The organism is Pseudomonas sp. VEM90 (assembly GCF_054611535.1).
This window is the reverse complement of sequence record NZ_JBTRAR010000008.1, coordinates 119,363-133,320: the sequence shown is the minus strand read 5'-3', so window position 1 is coordinate 133,320 and position 13,958 is coordinate 119,363. Positions and strand designations below refer to the sequence as shown.

Sequence of the window (13,958 nt, the reverse complement as noted above, 5' to 3'; positions counted from 1 at the left end):
GGGCCGGCCGCATGGTTATCCGTTACTGGCCCTGACTGGCCAGGGCTTCTACAGGCTCAATAGTATCCTGCCGCACCTTGGCGCCGAACAACTTGATCATCTGCTGGATCAACGGATCCTGCTCGATCGAAGCGACTGCATCCTGCTGGCGCTCGGCGCGCTTGCGTGCCGCGGCCTGAGCCGGGGTTTCCTGCTCGGGCAGGATCAGCTCGATGCGCAGGTTCAGCGTACGCCCCAGGTGCTGGTTGAGCGCTTCGTTCAGGCGCCGCTGCTGGGTTGCGTTGAACAGCGCCCCCTGGCCTGGATCCAGATGCAGCAGCCAGTCGTCGCCCTCGGCGGCAATCAGCGTACAGTTTGCCGCGATGTTGCCTGTCATCCCGGACACAGGCAACTGTGGGAATAATTCCAGCCATTGCAGGGCCAGGCCGGTAGCCGGTTTGGCTGCCGGCAACGGTTCGGCAGCCGGTTTGGAGACGTCTTCCTGAACATGTTCGGCCAACTCGTCCAGGTAGCTGAAACCTGCCGGATCGCTTTCGCCGCCGTAATAGTCTTCGTCCAGCGGTGGCTCATCGTCGCGGTCCATCCCCACGGCAGCGTAGGCGGACGGGTCGAAGGGCGGCTCGTCGTGCGCTGGGGTAGCCTGTGCGGGCGCCACCGGGGCAACAGGCTCGGGCGCAGGAGCCGGGGCAGGCGCAGGTTCAGCCGCTAAAGGCGCAGGTGCAACTGCAGGTTCTTCCCACGGCAGGTCGACCACTTCGGCGACAGGCTCAGGTACGGAGATGGCCTCGGCTTCGGCCTTCAGCTCAACGTCTGGCTCGGCCTCCGGCTCATGGTCAACCGTCGCGGGGGCAGGCACCTCCAGTTGCGGCACTTGCGCTACCGGTTCCGCCGGCACGGCGGCGACAGGCGATGAAAGCGCGACCGACGCCGGGGCTGCCACCTGCGCTGCAGGATCAGCTGTGGCCTGGCTGATCCCCACTGGCTTTAGCACCGGCTTCGGCGCGTCGTCCGTGTCGGCCGGGCGGAACGCCAGCATGCGCAGCAGCACCATCTCGAAGCCGCCGCGCGGGTCCGGCGCAAGGGGCAGATCACGGCGGCCAATCAGGCCCATCTGATAATAGAACTGCACATCCTCGGCCGGCAGCGCCGAAGCCAGTGCCAACACCCGCTCGCGATCACCCTGGCCGTTGTCTACCGCGTCGGGCAGCGCCTGGGCAATGGCTACACGGTGCAGCACATTGAGCATTTCGGCCAGAACACCCGACCAGTCCGGCCCTTGCTCGGCCAGGTTACGCACGGCCTCCAGCAAAGCCCTGGCATCGCCTTCGAGCAGTGCCTGCAAGACACCATACACCTGGCCATGGTCGAGGCTACCCAACATGGCACGCACATCGGCGGCCAGTACCTTGCCTTCACCAAAAGCAATGGCCTGATCGGTCAGGCTCATGGCATCACGCATGGAGCCATCGGCCGCACGACCCAGCAGCCACAGGGCATCTTCCTCGAACGGCACGTTCTCGGCGGCCAGTACATGGCTGAGGTGCTCCACCACCCGCTCCGGGCTCATGTTCTTCAACGAGAACTGCAGGCAGCGCGACAGGATGGTGGCCGGCAGCTTCTGCGGGTCGGTGGTGGCGAGGATGAACTTGACGTAGGGCGGCGGCTCTTCCAGCGTCTTGAGCAAGGCGTTGAACGAGTGGGTCGAGAGCATGTGCACTTCGTCGATCAGGTAGACCTTGAAGCGCCCACGGCTGGGGGCGTACTGCACGTTATCGAGCAGTTCGCGGGTGTCCTCGACCTTGGTGCGGCTGGCGGCGTCGATCTCGATCAGGTCGACGAAGCGGCCTTCGTCGATTTCACGGCACACCGAACAGGTGCCACAGGGCGTGGAGGTGATGCCGGTTTCGCAGTTCAGGCACTTGGCGATGATACGGGCGATGGTCGTCTTGCCCACGCCGCGGGTACCGGTGAACAGGTAGGCATGGTGCAGGCGCTGGTTGTCCAAGGCATTGATCAAGGCCTTGAGCACATGGGTCTGGCCGACCATTTCGCGGAACGAGCGCGGACGCCATTTTCGTGCAAGAACCTGATAACTCATCGAAAAACCATCGTAGCCTGATCGAGCGGAAGATCGCTAATGCTAGCGGAGCGGGGGCAAAATTGCACCCTGCGCGAGTCGTCTAAGCTTGGAATGACGCATTGTCCAGGGAGGATTGCCTTTGCGAAGTCTGCTGGCCCTGTTACTGCTGTGGTCTACCCACAGCCTGGCTGACCAGCCGGTGCTACGCTTTTCCGTAGCCGAGAGCTGGAGCATGCCGCTGGTGCGCATCGAAGACGATCAGCCAGTGGAGGGATTGCTTCACGACCTGATGCAAGCCGTTGCCAGGGAGGTGGGCGTTCGCCCCGAGTTTCACGTCATGGCCCGCCTGCGTCTGGAGGAGGCGATGAGCAGCGGCGACATAGATGTCCGTTGCTACGTGAGTACCCAATGGCTCAACGACCGTCCAAGGGATTTTGTGTGGAGTATCCCGCTGATTCATCAGCGCGACGTGCTGGTTGGCCGCGCTGGCGACAGCACCCCGACACCCCCGGAGCGACTGCCACCCCAGGCGATCGGCACGGTGCTGGGCTACACCTATTCAACCCTGCAACCACTGCTGGACAACGGCCAGCTGCACCGTGAGGACAGCCGCAGCCAGTTGCTGGTGCTGCAAAAGCTGCAGGCCGGCCGGTACCGCCATGCGGTGAGCAACCAGTTGTCGTTGCAGTGGTTCAACCAGGGATTGCCAGCGGAGCAGCAGCTGCAAACACTGGCGGTGCTGGACGAACAGGATTTGGGGTGCATGGTGCGCAACGATCCGGCGATACCGACACAAGGGCTGTTGCGGGCGTTGGTAAGAATGAAGCAGTCGGGGGAGATCGAGCGGATTTTGCAGCGGTATGAAGGGAGGGGCGACCCGGACAGTATGTCTGTGGCCCGGCCCGAAATACCCAGCAAAATGCCGGCACACAGCCAGCGCAACTAACGGCCCTGCTCATTTCGCGAACGCTTGCGCAAACACTGTGGGAGCAACTGTCTTGCTCAATTTCTAAAAGCTGGCGCGATCCCTGGACTGCTCCCAAGGGTTGGATTGGTGTCCAACTTCTTGGGGGCAGTCCATCCCTGTGGGAGCGGGCTTGCCCGCGAACACGGGCGAAGCCCGTGCCATCCACCGCGCTATATTCTTCGCGGGCACGCCCGCTCCCACAGCGTTGTGCGGCACACTCACAATCTCTATCACAAACTCAACGTCACCGGCCTTTACGTTCAAACGCCACGCTGACAGCATCCGCCTGCCCCCAGGCAATCTGCATGGCCCGCAACCCATGCTCCAACAACTGCCTGGTTTCTTCGTCCTGAATACGCTCAAGCGCCCGCCGGCTATCGCTGTAGGCGAACATCAGGTAGTGGGACACATTCATCAACGCGAACTCCATCGGGACGATGCCTTCGCTGATCGCGCGGGAAAGGGATTTGCCTTGGGGAAGATCGAAGACGTGGGGCGGATCGGGGACCAGTTTTTTCATGAGTTCACCATACCGGGCTGAGAGCACCCTTTCGCTTCCACACTTAGGGTGACAGTTGTACGCGGGGTGGAAGACCAGGGGTATGGCAAACCCGGCAGGCCCGAAGGCCTCCCACGCACAACTGTCATATCGACAGCCGCCAAACCACCCAGGCTTCCACACCCGATCGCTGAACTGACAGCGACCGCGAAAGCCTAGTGGGCGAGGTTGACCGGGACAATCAGACGGGAGTCGACGGAACACGTAGGATAATTCGCTATGCCTGCCTGACGCGTAGGGGCTTTCCTAGACTGTTATCAGACCTATCTTAAAAGTGGGCACTCTGATCATGTGCTTACTGTAATCGGGATCCCTGTCTTCACACCAAAGCCCGTAAATACGCACTCAAGAACAACCCCACACCAAACACAAAATGCGTGGCCAGGCTCTTCAAACAGTTCCGCGCAGGTGTCGGCGTTCTGGACGCAAAGAACCCTGCCCCCATGGCCGGCTGCATGAAGCACAGCGGCGCCATGACTGTACCCACACCCACAACTACCGCAGGTAAAAGAGTAGGCGATCGCAACCAGCCCTCCCCTACGATCACAAGCAGCAGCATCGCGAAAAGCACGCCGGTGGCGTAGTGAATCACCCATCCCCACGCCAACTCATTTCGCACCGGTTCCGCTTTGGCAATCGCTTGGTGCGAAACACGCCCACCTAGCAGGTGCCCCGCCCAACGCCCGACCATGGCAAAGTTCAGCGTTGCCACACCCAACCGCCTCAGCAGCAGCCCCCACAGGTCCATCACTACAGTGGCACCGATGCCAATCGGCAACGCAGCTAAAAACATTGAAGTAAACGTCATTGAACAAGCCCTCGAAAGTTGACGGTCATTACCCATGCCGCGCAGCATAGAAGTTGAAGTCAACTTCAAGTCAAGGACCCGAAATGGACATTGCCGACGTCGCCAAACGCACAGGCGTACCTGCATCGACACTCCGCTACTACGAGAAGAAAGGCTTGCTCAAGTCCCTGGCCGGGCGCGGCCAGCGACGACAGTTTGCAGCCGATGTGGCGGACAGGCTGGCGCTGATCGCCCTGGGGCAGGCTGCAGGGTTTTCGCTGGATGAAGTGGGGGCGATGCTGGTGGACCTGCAGGTCGACCGGCAGAAGCTGAATGCCAAGGCAGACGAGCTTGACGCGCGGATCAGGCGCTTGCAGGCCATGAGCAAGGGGTTGCGCCATGCAGCGCAATGCCCTGAGAAAGATCATCTGGCATGCCCGAAATTTCAGCGGCTGATGAAGCTGTCGGCGGCGGGAGCACTGGGCGAAAAGCAGGAAAGAACGAAAGCGTTCGTTATAGATTGAGGTTTTCCGACCCCGAAAATGGAGGCGGCCCCACCAGCCACACCCCGGCACTCGATGTTCCCGCTATGGCTGCTCCCTTCCGGGCCTGACCAGGTACGCATGCAAGCATGCTCGGGAATCAATGCGGGCCTTATGGGGCAAGGGTTTCAGGCTGATGAGGTAGCACGCCATCTACACGTGCAGACACTCAGCACGGACTCGCAGAGCTTGGGGTGTGACCAGAATTGTTCCACTCAATTGGTCCACTCAATTGGTCCACTCTACTGGTCCACTCTGGTGTTCATTCATGGCCTACATCGTTCGCCGCCAGTCCGTTTACTACCTCAACCTTCGCTTGCCGAAGCACCTATTCCCCAACCGGCACACACTTCGCATTTCACTGCGGGTGCGTGAGCGTCAGGCAGCCCTCTTCCTTGCTACATCGCTGGCTCAGCAGGTGAATAGCCACTTGAGCGAGCATCCCCTTACAACCTCAGAAACCCTGCGTGCGTTATGTGAGCAATGGCGTGCTGCGACACCCCTGACTTCAATTCCGATTGCTCCACAGACGCTCTCAAAGACTACACCGACGTTGATCGGTGAAGGGCCGACCCTAGCGTCACTTTCCAAGCTGTATATAGAAGAAGGCAAACGCGGCGGCACATGGCGACAAACCAGTACCGATGACGTAGAGCGTGCCCTAGCTGACCTGTTCGAGCTAATGGGTGACATGCCTGCGGCAGCCTTCGACGCTCAGCAGTCTCGGCTACTGAAAGAACGGCTTAGCCGGTGCCCTCAGTACTTCGGCCTTCGCCCGGAATTCAAGGGCAAGACACTGAGACAGGTCGTTGAGTCGGACACCACCTACAAGACGATCACCGCCGTCACGGTAAACAACCGGCTACGTAAGCTCACCGCATTCTTCAACTGGTGCAAGGTAAACAAGTACGTCACTGAAAACCCTTTGGCGGGCATGAAGGTGATGACGGGCTCGGCAAAGGAAGCTCGACTGTCATTTGATCGCCACGATTTAGTGGCCCTGCTGGACCAAGAAGCATTGCGAAAGGAAGCCCGCAAGCATCAGTGGCGATTCTGGATACCACTGCTGGGTCGATACACCGGGGCACGACTGGAAGAACTGTGCCAATTGCGTGTTGACGACTTCATTGAGCAACAAGGTTTCTACTGCTTCCGTATTGATGACAGCAGTGAAAGCCAGAGCCTCAAGAACTCGGGTAGTCGGCGTGTACTCCCTATCCACCCTACCCTGATCGAACTGGGTTTGTTACAGCACGTTGAGACAGTCAAAGCATCCGGGTTTGATCGACTGTTCCCTGATCTGGAAGCAGTGCGTGGGAAACTTGGTCACGCTCCATCGAAATGGTTTGGCAGGTACAAGACGAAGCTGGGTATCACTGACACCCGAAAGACATTCCATAGCTTCAGGCACACATTCATTGATGATCTTCGTGAGGCAGCAGTACAGGATTCGTTAATCAAGCGCATGGTCGGGCATGAGGACAGTTCCGTCACCTTTGGTATCTATGGAAGTCGGACGCCGATAGCGGCTATGCGAGAAGCATTGCTATGTATTCAATGACCCAACGATTTCGCACAAAAGTTCGTAAAAAACACGAACAGATATTGACAATCATTCTCATTTAAGGTATAATGAGCAGGTCAATAAAGATAAAGTAAACGTACTTGCGGTAGTAGGTATTGAAACTTTCCTTATTGACTCGAATCCTTCAACGTCAAACCCTAGACGTTGTTCCAGTGAATGACTTACCCTTGCCTCCTTCTCGGGTAACTCATTCACAGCCAGTTAACTACCCTCTATAAGTTAACTGGCAACTTATTCTCCCCTTTTGCTCTCATCATCTAATCGGGTGATGGGACTTCTTTTTGCTTCAAATAATATCTGTTCAATCCAAAAAACAAATCACATACCTATTGGAGGTAACAATGGTAGAAATTCGCTTGTGTAAAATTTGTAATAACTCAATTAATAACCGGCGTCGTGATGCAATCACATGCAGTAGTAGCTGTCGCGGTAGGCTCTTTCGATCAAACAAAATAAAGCATGTGCTTGTGCAGTTCAAGGTGCCAACTAGTACGTACACTGATCTAGCAATCAAGGCCTTCAGTGCTAAACAAGGGATCAACGAGTACCTGACCAATCTAGTAGTAGCTTCACAATGATTGGCAATTATCTTCTAATCCACAAGGCCTCCAATTTAATTGTCAGCTCATTTGAAGCTGACAAGCCAGAGCAGCCTAGCAACCAGTACAAGTTGATTCCGGTAAGTAACTTCGTACTTGATAAATACTACGCTATCCTAGCTAAGCACCAAGACGGTACTTGTGTGGATGCAGGTGAGTTTTCCTTGATTAGTCCAAGCTTTCTGGAAGCACTTAAGGTATCTTAATTCTATATCTTCCCTGAAATTCTATATACCTCTAGAACGCTCTGTTTTGCGTTTTGAGAGGTTTTATTTTTGGCTATATAACCCTACAGACCCCCTACTTTTGTACCGCTGCAGGCCACGGAATACGCGGTCTGTATTTGCGAAAACGAGCATGTCAGCGACATATTTTAGAAGGAACCAATAATGAGTAATAAAGAAATTTATCAACATATGAAATATTACAAGTCAATGAGGGCCGCAGCGGTATGCACTGGCAATAGGAGTGAGCATGAGCGGTGTAATGAAATCCTAGAGCTATTATCTGAATGCCTAGTAGGTGGTGCAGCACGATGAACGTTGATCTATTTACTAAAGGGCTTCAGCGAGCTAATGCTAATCGTAAGCAGCGACAAGTAAAGCAGCAAGATACAAACGCTAAACTCTCACCAGTGTTAACTAAACCAATACTCGCTAGCTCGACAGTGTTCGACTTGGAAGTATACCGCATCGGTATTATTGCCAAGGCAATTGCACATATTATTAACAACAAACAAAGGAAATGAAAAATGACAGAGAAGATTACAATCAAGGGAATTCCTCCTCAATACGATGACGCCGAATTGGAAAGCCGAGTAGCTAATTGGGTGCACGCATACAAGAACACCACGCAATCAATGGAGCTTGTACGTTCTCCGTTACCTCATGATCTACTTCAGCAAGTGATTGATAAAGCCAGTGATGGTTACACACTGGCACGCAGCCAACCGGTAAGCCTCGCTCCACTAAATAATTCAGCGTGGATGGTTAAGCCCGTTGCAATGCAGGAAGACGACATTGCCAATATCCGAGTGGAGCAAAAGGAAAAATACATTGCAGACCTCCAAGCAGAGCGTGAACGTTATCAAGGGCTACTACGTCAGCAGTTGATTCAAGCGAAGAACGAGAAAGAAGCTAGGGCTGCTGAGCTAGCAGAAGCAAAGAAATTGGAAGAAATTGAGCGTGAAGTGCAGGCCTGTTACAAGCCTTTGGTAATTCCTAAATAAAACCTTCGACGTAGCTGAGCGTTAAAAAGTGAAAAATAACAGGATAGGGTTGTGGTGGTTAAATACTACCACAGCCTTTTTTTGTGCCTGGAAGAAAGTGGAACAGCTGGTTTCACTCCGATAAACATTGGGGTAGTGGGTATTGGTGCTTAGCACATTAGAGGCTTTCGCCAAAAAACTCGTCATTTCTCTACGGTTACAACACTTAAATTCAGTTCTCTACGGAATCCCGTGGGCAATACGGTAGGAGCGCTCGCTGATGGGGCTAGCAGAGCTTTTCTTTTGTTTTCCATTCTAGGGTGGCGGGTAATGATGGTCATCGCTGTAATAGCTTGGTTTGAAATCATGGACTGTTGGAATGTCAGCGTGAATGGAAAATAGTTGTTGACTTTACACCACGACTAGCGTATAAGGCACATCTTAAATCCAAAACGCCAACCTCCACGCGACCACGTTCGTCAGACGAATTGTGCATCGTAGGGGACTCTGTCGTGCCTGCGATTTGAGAAGTTACACCCACACTGATACGGCACCACCGAGAGGAATGCCTATGAACTGAACTTGAGAAGGAGAATCAAAAATGTCGTACCCACTTGCCTCGAATTCCCCAAGCAATACCGAATTCCACCCCACCACTGTCCACTCGACCATCCTTCTTTCCCATGCGGAGTTGGAAGCACCGAATGCACACAAGGGGAAGGCTTACGTTGCCCCCAACCTTAACGTCGACGGACTGTTGATCAGTCCAACAACCGGCGAAATCTTTGACTACGATGACAAGCCTTCTGCTTTCAGCGAACGCCCTGACTACCGGCCAGAACTGAGCAAGTGCCGCAGTGCTGACGACCTGCACGCGCATCTGAAGCACGTCGATCGCCGAAAGCTGCCAACACATACGCTGCACTCACTGACCGACGCACAGGACTACGCCCATGGCCTATGGCGCCGGACAGGCGTGGACTGCCGTATCACTGTCCCGATGATGAACACCCTGAGCAAACTGCACGGGCTGGTTCAGTACCGGAACATGATCATCATGCCTCAAGCCGAACTGGCGAAGGCATTGGGCACGACGGAGTCAAACCTGATGAAGAAGCTGGGCACGTTGATCAACAGCAATATGGTGCGCGTGAGCACCTCAAGGCAGGGTGGCATTCGCACGGGTGAAATCAAGCTGACAGTAAATCCACGGCTGATCTTCCGGGGTGATGACGCCACACGGGATGAGTACATCGAGCATTGGTATCGTGAATGGACAACTCGCCACCCTCAATCGGCATCGAGCATGAATAAAAATGGGTGGGATGACAGTACCATTTACGCAGCAGCACTTGCCGCTTGACCCTAAATGCTGGCTGGTGACCTTGCGTAGTTTCTCATCACTTTTTCAAATAAACTACGCAAGAAATGCTCTACAAGCCACGAAAATCAAGGGGTTGTGAAAAACCCTTATACATATAAAGCTTTTGTTTCTCAGGAGGTCATCCTGAGGGTAGTAATTGATTTAGGGTGAAACCCTACATTAATACTCTGAGAAATTGGAAAGGAGAGGATGGATAAACCATCCAAAACTAGAGATCATTATTCATAGCTCAGCTATGAATATTGCTTTCCTGTACTGAGTACAGAAAACAGATCAAGAGCTTGGTAGGCTGTCTGCCTCCCTATTGAAAAGCATTCGCCTTCGGCTCACCTGCGATCACTCAATGTATGAGAGTGATGATGTTCTGATTGTCAATCAGTGATCGCAAGGAAACCGTAGGTTGACGTTCTTGAGGATTCATCCTCGATAGTCATTCTTCAGCGTCAACGCTGAACAGGACATTCCTAGATCATTGAAAGGGAGGGGAAAGGAACGACCCCAAAACACCGCGTCATAATCTTCACCGTCGAACGGTGAAGAGCATTCACCAACACCTCTTGACGTACACCAATGTCGTCACACCTTCCCCTCCAATGCCGCTAGGGGGTGATTCGATTTTCCTCCAGTCTCATTTTTGATCACAGATAGTTCCAACATTCCAACCTCATGCTGGCGATGATCGCATTGTCACTATCAAAGAACTCTACTCAAACGGGAGTGCCGGTCCTATCTGATAGTGGCTATCAAAATACCTATTGATGATAGCTATATGATTACTTATCATAGACCCATAAAATAGATAGCTAAAGGATAGTTACCATGAAAGCCCATCTATATCTCCGTGCTTCAACCAAGGATCAGGACGCCAACCGTGCACGCCAGATGCTTGAGGCTTTCGCCAGTGACCACAACCTCACCATTGCAGGCGTATACGCTGAGAACATCTCAGGAACTAAGCTGGAGCGTCCAGAGCTTTCCCGTCTGCTTGATGCTGCTCAAGCTGGTGACTCCATCGTATGCGAATCGGTTGACCGCCTGTCTCGGTTGTCCAGTGTTGAATGGGACGTACTGAAATCGACAATCAAGGCTAAGGGCTTACGTCTGGTAGTGGTTGACCTGCCCACCTCTCACCAGTTGGTCAGCGATACAGGTATCACTGGTGCAATCATGGAAGTCATCAACAACATGCTCCTCGACCTGATGGCAACCATGGCTCGCTTGGATCAAGAGAAGCGTGTGGAGCGGATCAAACAAGGTATCGAAAACAAGAAGGCCGCTGATCCTGCTTGGAAACCAGCGGGCAAAGGTAAGAACGCTGCCATGTGGGAGAAGGTGATCAGCATCATGGCCAAGCACCCAACCATGAACGCCGACGATGTAGCCAAGCTGGCAGAGTGTGGAGTTGCCACGGTCTACAGGATCAAGAAGGAAGTGAAAGCAGCTGTTTAAAACCAGCCCCATACAGGGCAGTTCTAGTCTTACCCTGAGCCCCCAAGCCCCGCTATGAGCCTATTTGGAGCTTCTGCGGGGCATTCTTGTATGCATCCACCGGATTTCAGCAATGTCTAGGCCCCCCTACCTTGGCCAGTGGCTTGCAGTCAAGCAGCGGTGCTATGTCGCGGAGGATTTCTGACCATTGGGCTATTTAGGCCGTGCTCAAGAACCAGATTCAGAAACTGGGGGGTTGGGTTGATAGCCTAAACTCGATATACCTAACGCTAGCACACCCTTTCTTGATGAGCCTCGCACATGGACAAAGCCACCATCACCGCTGACACCCTAGAACTACTCCACCTGAACCAGATAGCCATACGGGCGGCAATTGAGGAAGTCAGTGCATGGATACGCCAACGTGGTTCAACCAACGTTCACGACAACGTGATGGTCGCATTGCAGGCGCTCGATACCAATGCCGAGGTCATCAGCTCAGCGATTGAGCGGCTACGCCAATAGCCGCTTAACCGAGAATTTTCCATGCTGTGATATTTTAAAAAATGCACCACCTAACAGCAATCTTGACCACACAAGGAAAGCAATATATGCCCGAAGCATACTACAAGTACATGAGCTATAGCACAGCAGAAATTGTACTAAAGAACCAAACACTTCGATGGACAACGCCAGCAACACTAAATGATCCATATGATATTCAATTCGACCTTCGGATTGACTTCGACCGCAAAGCAGCACTAGAACTAACGATCGAGAAGCTCTGGAACGTAATCAATGGAAAAATTCAGTGCAGCATAAACTCCCCCATGCACAAGATTGCCCCGCTATTGCAGCTCAGGTACAAAAAACACTCCAAGGAGGACTTCACCTTAGCCATGACCGATGGAATTCTTGAGTCTTTCGCATCTTTAGACAAGAACATTCAAAAAACAAGGGAGGACACCAGAGCAATACTTTCAAGCATAAAAGTATTATGCCTTACCGATTCACCAAAAAATCAACTAATGTGGGCATATTATGCTGATAGCAACAAAGGCGCAGTTCTTAGATTCGAAAACGTGGCGGAGCTCGATAGCCCTTACAAGACAGCGAGACCAATCAACTACAGAACAGAAGTACCTATGCTGTTTGATGAAGAAGGAATTTCCAACACCCTATCAGGATTAACCAAAACTGATCCACAAGAGATATTTGAAGCTCTAATATACACAAAGTCAGCAGCTTGGTCCCATGAGAGAGAATGGCGAATTTGCTCGGGTGACGGCCGCAACAAAGATGCACCGCACGAGGATATCCGCTTTGGAAGTAGAGAACTTACTGGCGTAATATTCGGATGCCGAATGCCCAACGACCAGAAGCACTCGCTTTCCGAAATAATAAAAAAATCATATCCGCATACACAACTATTACAAGCAACCCCGATCAACCACAGCTACGAGCTAGAAATTGCTAAACTTTGATGAACAGCACATGCCATCAAAAAAAGAAGCACCGACCACACACCTAAATGGTCGGCGCTTCTAGAGTCAAATCTCTTACTCGTAAAAAGAAATAGTACCCTTCAACTGTTCCGCAAATCCGTAGATATCATCTACAGATGCAACTGGATGACGCGTTTCGTTCTTCTCAGCGTCGAAGAGACCTATGTACTTCTGACTGCGATTGAAATGCAACCGGCAAATCGGTTTACGATTGTTATCGTCCAGCAGAATCCCGAAGTAACTTTGGGTATCACGGTGAACGATCCGCTTTGCATCCACAACCGCCCGCACAATTGCCTTGACGATATGGAAGCCCTCAAGCTCTTCAAGAGTAGTCTGGATACGGTCATCGTCGTCGGCTTCCTCAGCAGACTCAGGCGCCGTTGCCACTTGAACGGCCATCATCGCATAAGACGGCTCGACCGCACCGCTCATAGCCGACTTCAGCCTGTCGTTAATCTGATCTCCTAGGAACTGGATTGCCGCCTTCCTAGTCAAGGTGGTGAATTGCTCTCTCACCTTCTGGGTAATGATCCCGTCGTAGACCCGAGTAGCGAAGAACTTCACGAACTCGTCACTAGGCTGACTAAACTGCGAAGCCATCTCTTTCTTGATCTGACCAACGTACTTCAGTTCTCCAGCAGCACTGATGATCGAGTCAACATCGAACGCAGACTTGGTTAGTTTCTGAAGCTCCGGAAGGGCGTGCTCGTCCAGATCGAGAAGGTCTAGCTCCAAGAACGGTTTCTCATCCATCTTGTTAGGGGCATCGAGGTCGGTGAAGAACCGGTAGACCTGACCATTGGTAAGGATCGAGATACGGGCGGTGGTGACGTGGAAATACCGGAAGAGCTGGCTCGCGTGATTGATATGCAGCGGCTCGCCAATCTTCTTGCACTCGATCAGGATCTGAATCTCGCCATTCTTCATGATGGCGTAGTCGATCTTCTCGCCTTTCTTCGTCCCCACGTCGCAGACGTACTCTGGCGTAACCTCTGAGGGATCGAAGACGTCGTAACCTAGGACAGAGTTGATGAAGGGCATGACAAAGGCAATCTTGGTCGCCTCTTCAGTCTGGATAGCAGTGCCCTGCTGGCGGATCTTGGCAGATAATGCGTTCAGTCGCTCTACGAATTCCATGTCTCGCTCCTCGCTCAGATGCCACATCCTAGTAGCACAGCCACCGTACTGGCAATTACAAATCACTGCGAGAGACAGGGGGGAAACCGACACATGAGCGGATGACAAGATAGCGCCTAGATTGGCGTAACCAGAGAGGTATTGGAGAGGCAAGATCAGGAAGCTAGAATGCTCA

At 53.1% G+C, this 13,958-nt stretch carries 13 protein-coding genes and 1 other RNA gene; 9 read left to right on the top strand and 5 right to left on the bottom strand.

What is annotated here, in order from left to right; all coding sequences use genetic code 11:
• Positions 1 to 22: 22 nt before the first annotated feature.
• Positions 23 to 2,098 carry a DNA polymerase III subunit gamma/tau gene (gene dnaX / locus ACYCCG_RS10420; RefSeq protein WP_459670305.1) on the bottom strand — a complete coding sequence of 692 codons (2,076 nt, stop codon included), beginning with the start codon at positions 2,096 to 2,098 and terminating at the stop codon, positions 23 to 25.
• Positions 2,099 to 2,219: 121 nt separating this feature from the next.
• On the opposite strand from dnaX, the gene ACYCCG_RS10415 reads away from it, so the two are divergent.
• The gene (locus ACYCCG_RS10415; RefSeq protein ID WP_339443587.1) at positions 2,220 to 3,026 is read left to right on the top strand and encodes a substrate-binding periplasmic protein; all 807 of its coding nucleotides are present in this window, start codon (positions 2,220 to 2,222) and stop codon (positions 3,024 to 3,026) included.
• Between the two features lie 265 nt (positions 3,027 to 3,291).
• On the opposite strand, the gene ACYCCG_RS10410 is transcribed toward ACYCCG_RS10415, so the two are convergent.
• Entirely contained in the window at positions 3,292 to 3,567 is a 276-nt protein-coding gene (locus ACYCCG_RS10410) for a hypothetical protein (protein ID WP_049588194.1), read from the bottom strand.
• 358 nt (positions 3,568 to 3,925) lie between these two features.
• A complete protein-coding gene (locus tag ACYCCG_RS10405; RefSeq protein WP_459670340.1) occupies positions 3,926 to 4,414 on the bottom strand; it encodes a DUF2938 domain-containing protein in 489 nt (162 codons plus the stop codon).
• 83 nt (positions 4,415 to 4,497) lie between these two features.
• Here ACYCCG_RS10405 and ACYCCG_RS10400 point away from each other — a divergent pair, with 83 nt between their 5' ends.
• Positions 4,498 to 4,917: a helix-turn-helix domain-containing protein gene (locus ACYCCG_RS10400; RefSeq protein WP_339535781.1), complete on the top strand. Its 420-nt coding sequence runs from the start codon at positions 4,498 to 4,500 to the stop codon at positions 4,915 to 4,917.
• A gap of 35 nt (positions 4,918 to 4,952) precedes the next feature.
• Here ACYCCG_RS10400 and ffs read toward each other — a convergent pair.
• Positions 4,953 to 5,038, bottom strand: an RNA gene (gene ffs, locus ACYCCG_RS10395) — signal recognition particle sRNA small type.
• A gap of 165 nt (positions 5,039 to 5,203) precedes the next feature.
• Here ffs and ACYCCG_RS10390 point away from each other — a divergent pair.
• The 7 genes from ACYCCG_RS10390 (at position 5,204) to ACYCCG_RS10360 (ending at position 12,622) form a co-directional block, all read left to right on the top strand.
• Positions 5,204 to 6,496: a tyrosine-type recombinase/integrase gene (locus ACYCCG_RS10390; protein ID WP_459670303.1), complete on the top strand. Its 1,293-nt coding sequence runs from the start codon at positions 5,204 to 5,206 to the stop codon at positions 6,494 to 6,496.
• Positions 6,497 to 7,654: 1,158 nt separating this feature from the next.
• The gene (locus ACYCCG_RS10385; protein WP_459670301.1) at positions 7,655 to 7,867 is read left to right on the top strand and encodes a hypothetical protein; all 213 of its coding nucleotides are present in this window, start codon (positions 7,655 to 7,657) and stop codon (positions 7,865 to 7,867) included.
• Positions 7,868 to 7,870: 3 nt separating this feature from the next.
• Positions 7,871 to 8,347 (top strand): hypothetical protein, encoded by a 477-nt coding sequence (locus tag ACYCCG_RS10380; RefSeq protein ID WP_459670298.1) that lies wholly within the window; start codon positions 7,871 to 7,873, stop codon positions 8,345 to 8,347.
• A 580-nt stretch (positions 8,348 to 8,927) separates the two neighbouring features.
• Positions 8,928 to 9,689, top strand: a complete 762-nt coding sequence (locus tag ACYCCG_RS10375) for a hypothetical protein (protein ID WP_459670297.1) — start codon at positions 8,928 to 8,930, stop codon at positions 9,687 to 9,689.
• Positions 9,690 to 10,529: 840 nt separating this feature from the next.
• The gene (locus tag ACYCCG_RS10370; protein WP_459670295.1) at positions 10,530 to 11,159 is read left to right on the top strand and encodes a recombinase family protein; all 630 of its coding nucleotides are present in this window, start codon (positions 10,530 to 10,532) and stop codon (positions 11,157 to 11,159) included.
• Between the two features lie 300 nt (positions 11,160 to 11,459).
• Positions 11,460 to 11,663: a hypothetical protein gene (locus ACYCCG_RS10365; protein WP_459670294.1), complete on the top strand. Its 204-nt coding sequence runs from the start codon at positions 11,460 to 11,462 to the stop codon at positions 11,661 to 11,663.
• Between the two features lie 86 nt (positions 11,664 to 11,749).
• Positions 11,750 to 12,622, top strand: a complete 873-nt coding sequence (locus ACYCCG_RS10360; RefSeq protein WP_459670292.1) for a DUF2971 domain-containing protein — start codon at positions 11,750 to 11,752, stop codon at positions 12,620 to 12,622.
• Positions 12,623 to 12,697: 75 nt separating this feature from the next.
• On the opposite strand, the gene ACYCCG_RS10355 is transcribed toward ACYCCG_RS10360, so the two are convergent.
• Positions 12,698 to 13,783: a type I restriction endonuclease gene (locus ACYCCG_RS10355; protein ID WP_459670291.1), complete on the bottom strand. Its 1,086-nt coding sequence runs from the start codon at positions 13,781 to 13,783 to the stop codon at positions 12,698 to 12,700.
• Between the last annotated feature and the right edge of the window lie 175 nt (positions 13,784 to 13,958).

Coding starts and splice junctions, on each gene's coding strand:
- ACYCCG_RS10410 (WP_049588194.1), bottom strand. CDS start 3,567: ATGAAAAAACTGGTCCCCGATCCGCCCCACGTCTTCGATCTTCCCCAA.
- ACYCCG_RS10385 (WP_459670301.1), top strand. CDS start 7,655: ATGAACGTTGATCTATTTACTAAAGGGCTTCAGCGAGCTAATGCTAAT.
- ACYCCG_RS10355 (WP_459670291.1), bottom strand. CDS start 13,783: ATGGAATTCGTAGAGCGACTGAACGCATTATCTGCCAAGATCCGCCAG.
- ACYCCG_RS10375 (WP_459670297.1), top strand. CDS start 8,928: ATGTCGTACCCACTTGCCTCGAATTCCCCAAGCAATACCGAATTCCAC.
- ACYCCG_RS10390 (WP_459670303.1), top strand. CDS start 5,204: ATGGCCTACATCGTTCGCCGCCAGTCCGTTTACTACCTCAACCTTCGC.
- ACYCCG_RS10360 (WP_459670292.1), top strand. CDS start 11,750: ATGCCCGAAGCATACTACAAGTACATGAGCTATAGCACAGCAGAAATT.
- ACYCCG_RS10370 (WP_459670295.1), top strand. CDS start 10,530: ATGAAAGCCCATCTATATCTCCGTGCTTCAACCAAGGATCAGGACGCC.
- dnaX (WP_459670305.1), bottom strand. CDS start 2,098: ATGAGTTATCAGGTTCTTGCACGAAAATGGCGTCCGCGCTCGTTCCGC.
- ACYCCG_RS10405 (WP_459670340.1), bottom strand. CDS start 4,414: ATGACGTTTACTTCAATGTTTTTAGCTGCGTTGCCGATTGGCATCGGT.
- ACYCCG_RS10365 (WP_459670294.1), top strand. CDS start 11,460: ATGGACAAAGCCACCATCACCGCTGACACCCTAGAACTACTCCACCTG.
- ACYCCG_RS10380 (WP_459670298.1), top strand. CDS start 7,871: ATGACAGAGAAGATTACAATCAAGGGAATTCCTCCTCAATACGATGAC.
- ACYCCG_RS10400 (WP_339535781.1), top strand. CDS start 4,498: ATGGACATTGCCGACGTCGCCAAACGCACAGGCGTACCTGCATCGACA.